Origin of the sequence: Oleomonas cavernae, from assembly GCF_003590945.1 — a bacterium.
In the GTDB taxonomy this organism is placed as follows: domain Bacteria; phylum Pseudomonadota; class Alphaproteobacteria; order Zavarziniales; family Zavarziniaceae; genus Zavarzinia; species Zavarzinia cavernae.
The window spans coordinates 1-4,596 of sequence record NZ_QYUK01000019.1 but is presented as its reverse complement, the minus strand read 5'-3'; the positions used below and the strand labels follow the sequence as shown (position 1 = coordinate 4,596).

General features: G+C 69.3%; 4 protein-coding genes and 1 pseudogene. 3 read left to right on the top strand and 2 right to left on the bottom strand.

Going from position 1 to position 4,596, the window contains the following annotated elements:
- Positions 1-28 precede the first annotated feature (28 nt).
- A complete protein-coding gene (locus D3874_RS27520) occupies positions 29-649 on the bottom strand; it encodes a TetR/AcrR family transcriptional regulator (protein WP_119779983.1) in 621 nt (206 codons plus the stop codon).
- Between the two features lie 119 nt (positions 650-768).
- Here D3874_RS27520 and D3874_RS29745 point away from each other — a divergent pair.
- Positions 769-1,904: pseudogene (locus tag D3874_RS29745) on the top strand (MFS transporter).
- Positions 1,886-2,338 carry an MFS transporter gene (locus D3874_RS29740; RefSeq protein WP_199699396.1) on the top strand — a complete coding sequence of 151 codons (453 nt, stop codon included), beginning with the start codon at positions 1,886-1,888 and terminating at the stop codon, positions 2,336-2,338. Before D3874_RS29745 ends, D3874_RS29740 begins: the two are co-directional and overlap by 19 nt.
- Here D3874_RS29740 and D3874_RS27510 read toward each other — a convergent pair.
- Positions 2,265-3,836 (bottom strand): MFS transporter, encoded by a 1,572-nt coding sequence (locus tag D3874_RS27510; protein WP_119782896.1) that lies wholly within the window; start codon positions 3,834-3,836, stop codon positions 2,265-2,267. The genes D3874_RS29740 and D3874_RS27510 overlap by 74 nt on opposite strands.
- 119 nt (positions 3,837-3,955) lie before the next feature.
- Between D3874_RS27510 and D3874_RS27505 the strand changes: the two genes are divergently transcribed.
- Positions 3,956-4,576, top strand: coding sequence for a TetR/AcrR family transcriptional regulator (locus D3874_RS27505; RefSeq protein WP_119779983.1), 621 nt, complete (start codon positions 3,956-3,958; stop codon positions 4,574-4,576).
- Positions 4,577-4,596: the final 20 nt, after the last annotated feature.

The window sequence follows — 4,596 nt, the reverse complement described above, 5'->3', positions numbered from 1 at the left end:
CGTCGAGAAATCAACAGGCGGGGAGCGATCAAGTGCCGGTGGCGCTCGGCGCCGTCAGGCCGTTCCACACCGCCATGGCGTGGCGGGCGACGTCCAGGAGTTCTTCCCGGCTGCCGCCGTCGCGCGCCCTGATCGACATGCCCTGCTGGACCGCCATGAAATACGAGGTCAGCGACCGGGCGTTCGTCCCCGGCGGCAGTTCACCCTCGGCGATGGCGCGTTCCAGGCGCAGGCGGACGTGATCGCAGACCGAGAGCCGGCGCTGGGCCATGTCGCGGCGGACCTCGTCGTTCTCGGGTGCGCAGTTGGCGGCCGCGAAAATGGTAAAGCAGCCCGGCGGCTTGCCCGGCGCGGTGACATTCTCCGCCGTCGTGCGCAGCAGCGCCGCGATCGCCTCGCGCGCCGTGGCATGGCCGTCGAAGGTCGCCCAGGTGCCCGAACCCTCGGTCTGGGCATACAATTCCGTCGCCTCGCGGAAAAGCTGCTGCTTGCTGCCGAAGGCGGCATAGAGGCTGGGCGAGGCGATGCCCATCGCCGCCGTCAGTTCCGCCATGCTCGTGCCCTCGTAGCCGCGCGCCCAGAACACTTCCATCGCCTGTTGCAAGGCCTGGGTACGGTCGAAACAGCGAGGGCGGCCGCGCTGGGCCATGGCTCCACCTCTTTCCCATGTTTTTTTGTGTAGTGATCGTTAAATAATCTTGTTGCGGTGCAGCGGCAAGTGGTCTAGCTATTTATATATCAATCAACACATAAATACGAGCCACGCGCATGTCGCAGGATATTCTCCGCACGGCCGGTCCGGCCGTTCCCCTCGATGACGCCCGCATCGCGCCGGAAAAATGGCTGGTGCTGGGCGCGGTTTTCCTCGCCGCGGTGATGATGCCGCTGGGCTTCGTCGCCCCCGTCGTCGCCCTGCCGGCCATCGGCGCCGAGCTGGGCGGCAGCGCGGTGGCGCTGAACTGGGTGGTCAACGGCGCCTTCCTGGCTTTCGGCAGTGCCGTGATGGCGGCCGGCGCCCTGGCCGACATGTTCGGGCGCAAGCGCCTGTTCGGCATCGGCCTCGTCGCCTACACGATCCTGTCCCTGATCGTGGCCTTTTCGCCCACGCTGCTGGTGCTGGACATTGCCCGCACCCTCCAGGGGCGGCGGGCGCCCTGGCCATGATCGCCGGCTTTGCCGCCCTGGCCCAGGAATTCGAGGGCCGGGCCCGCACCCGGGCCTTCAGCATCCTCGGCACCGGCTTTGGCATCGGCATCGCCTTCGGCCCGATCATCGGCGGCGCCCTGATCGGCAGCCTGGGCTGGCGCGCCATCTTCGTGGCGGTTGCCATCCTCAGCCTGGGTGTGCTGGCGGTGGGCGTGCCGCGCCTGCGCGAATCGCGCGACCCCGATGCCAAGCGCTTCGACATCTGGGGCGTCGTCGCCTTCACCGTGACCTTGACCCTGCTGACGCTGGCGATCATGCAAGGCCCGCAAAGCGGCTGGTCCAGCCCGCTGGTGCTGGCGCTGATCGGCGGCTTCGTCGTCATGCTGGGTGCCTTCCTGGCGATCGAGCGGGCGCAGGAGCGGCCGATGCTGGACGTGACTCTGTTCACCTATCCGCGCTTCCTGGCGGTGCAGTCGCTGCCGGTGGCGGTCGCCTACAGCTTCATCGTGGTGCTGTTCGTCCTCCCCGCGCGCCTGGTCGGGATCGAGGGCATGAGTGCCGCCGAGGCCGGCCTGCTGATGCTGCCGCTCAGCGCGCCGATCGCGATCATCCCCTTCCTGGGCGCCTTGCTGACCAAATGGGTGCCGGCCGGCCCCCTGTCGGGCCTGGGCCTGATCATCGGCGCCGTCGGCCTCGGCCTGCTGGCCTTCGTGGCGCCGGGGCCGGGCCCGTCGCCTTCGTGCTGCCCCTGCTGCTGATCGGCGTGGGGGCGGCGATTCCCTGGGGCCTGATGGACGACCTGGCGGTTTCCGTGGTGCCCAAGGAGCGGGCGGGCATGGCGGTCGGCATCTTTGCCACCGCCCGCGTGGCCGGCGAGAGCATCGCCATCGCGGTAACGGGCGCGGTGCTGCTGGGCTTTGCCCAGGCGGGCCTGGTGCGGGCCGGCAAGCTTGCGCCCGACGCCGTCATCGCCACGGCCAACGGCATGGTTGGCGGCAAGCTGGGCGAAGCGGCGCTGGCGGCCCCGTCGCTGGGGACCGGCCTGCTCACGCAGCTCTATGCCGATGCCTTTTCCGCGGCGATGCTGGTGCTGGCCGCGATCACCCTGGTCGCCGCCCTCATCGCCATCGTCTTCGTCCGCCGCCACGAGGTGAAGGACGAGGATGAAGCGGACGAAACACGATGGCGATGAGGGCGGCGACCAGGGTGATCGCGGCCAGCACCAGCATCGCCGCGGAAAAGGCATCGGCATAGAGCTGCGTGAGCAGGCCGGTCCCCAGCGACGGGGCCGCCAGCGCCGCTTCGCCCAGCTTGCCGCCAACCATGCCGTTGGCCGTGGCGATGACGGCGTCGGGCGCAAGCTTGCCGGCCCGCACCAGGCCCGCCTGGGCAAAGCCCAGCAGCACCGCGCCCGTTACCGCGATGGCGATGCTCTCGCCGGCCACGCGGGCGGTGGCAAAGATGCCGACCGCCATGCCCGCCCGCTCCTTGGGCACCACGGAAACCGCCAGGTCGTCCATCAGGCCCCAGGGAATCGCCGCCCCCACGCCGATCAGCAGCAGGGGCAGCACGAAGGCGACGGGCCCGGCCCCCGGCGCCACGAAGGCCAGCAGGCCGAGGCCGACGGCGCCGATGATCAGGCCCAGGCCCGACAGGGGGCCGGCCGGCACCCATTTGGTCAGCAAGGCGCCCAGGAAGGGGATGATCGCGATCGGCGCGCTGAGCGGCAGCATCAGCAGGCCGGCCTCGGCGGCACTCATGCCCTCGATCCCGACCAGGCGCGCGGGGAGGACGAACAGCACCACGATGAAGCTGTAGGCGACCGCCACCGGCAGCGACTGCACCGCCAGGAAGCGCGGATAGGTGAACAGAGTCACGTCCAGCATCGGCCGCTCCTGCGCCCGCTCGATCGCCAGGAAGGCACCCAGCATGACGACGAAGCCGCCGATCAGCGCCAGCACCAGCGGGCTGGACCAGCCGCTTTGCGGGCCTTGCATGATCGCCAGCGTCAGCAGGGTCAAGGTCACGGTGAAGGCGACGACGCCCCAGATGTCGAAGCGCTTGGCATCGGGGTCGCGCGATTCGCGCAGGCGCGGCACGCCCACCGCCAGCACACCCAGGCTGAGGATGGCAACCGCCACGAAGATGGCGCGCCAGCCCAGGCTGCCGATCAGGGCGCCGCCGATGATCGGGCCGAAGGCGATGCCGATGCCAAAGCCGGTGCCGAGGATGCTGAAGGCCCGGGTGCGGGCCCGGCCCTCGAATTCCTGGGCCAGGGCGGCAAAGCCGGCGATCATGGCCAGGGCGCCCGCCGCCCCCTGGAGGGTGCGGGCAATGTCCAGCACCAGCAGCGTGGGCGAAAAGGCCACGATCAGGGACAGGATCGTGTAGGCGACGAGGCCGATGCCGAACAGGCGCTTGCGCCCGAACATGTCGGCCAGGGCGCCGGCCGCCATCACGGCACTGCCGAAAGCCAGGAAGGCGCCGTTGACCACCCAGTTCAGCGCCACCGCGCTGCCGCCCAGCTCGGCGCCGATGGCCGGCAGGGCGACGACGGGGGCGACGAAGCCCAGCGGCATCATCACCGCGGCGAGGAAAACCGCGCCCAGCACCAGCCATTTTTCCGGCGCGATGCGGGCGTCATCGAGGGGAACGGCCGGACCGGCCGTGCGGAGAATATCCTGCGACATGCGCGTGGCTCGTATTTATGTGTTGATTGATATATAAATAGCTAGACCACTTGCCGCTGCACCGCAACAAGATTATTTAACGATCACTACACAAAAAAACATGGGAAAGAGGTGGAGCCATGGCCCAGCGCGGCCGCCCTCGCTGTTTCGACCGTACCCAGGCCTTGCAACAGGCGATGGAAGTGTTCTGGGCGCGCGGCTACGAGGGCACGAGCATGGCGGAACTGACGGCGGCGATGGGCATCGCCTCGCCCAGCCTCTATGCCGCCTTCGGCAGCAAGCAGCAGCTTTTCCGCGAGGCGACGGAATTGTATGCCCAGACCGAGGGTTCGGGCACCTGGGCGACCTTCGACGGCCATGCCACGGCGCGCGAGGCGATCGCGGCGCTGCTGCGCACGACGGCGGAGAATGTCACCGCGCCGGGCAAGCCGCCGGGCTGCTTTACCATTTTCGCGGCCGCCAACTGCGCACCCGAGAACGACGAGGTCCGCCGCGACATGGCCCAGCGCCGGCTCTCGGTCTGCGATCACGTCCGCCTGCGCCTGGAACGCGCCATCGCCGAGGGTGAACTGCCGCCGGGGACGAACGCCCGGTCGCTGACCTCGTATTTCATGGCGGTCCAGCAGGGCATGTCGATCAGGGCGCGCGACGGCGGCAGCCGGGAAGAACTCCTGGACGTCGCCCGCCACGCCATGGCGGTGTGGAACGGCCTGACGGCGCCGAGCGCCACCGGCACTTGATCGCTCCCGCCTGTTGATTT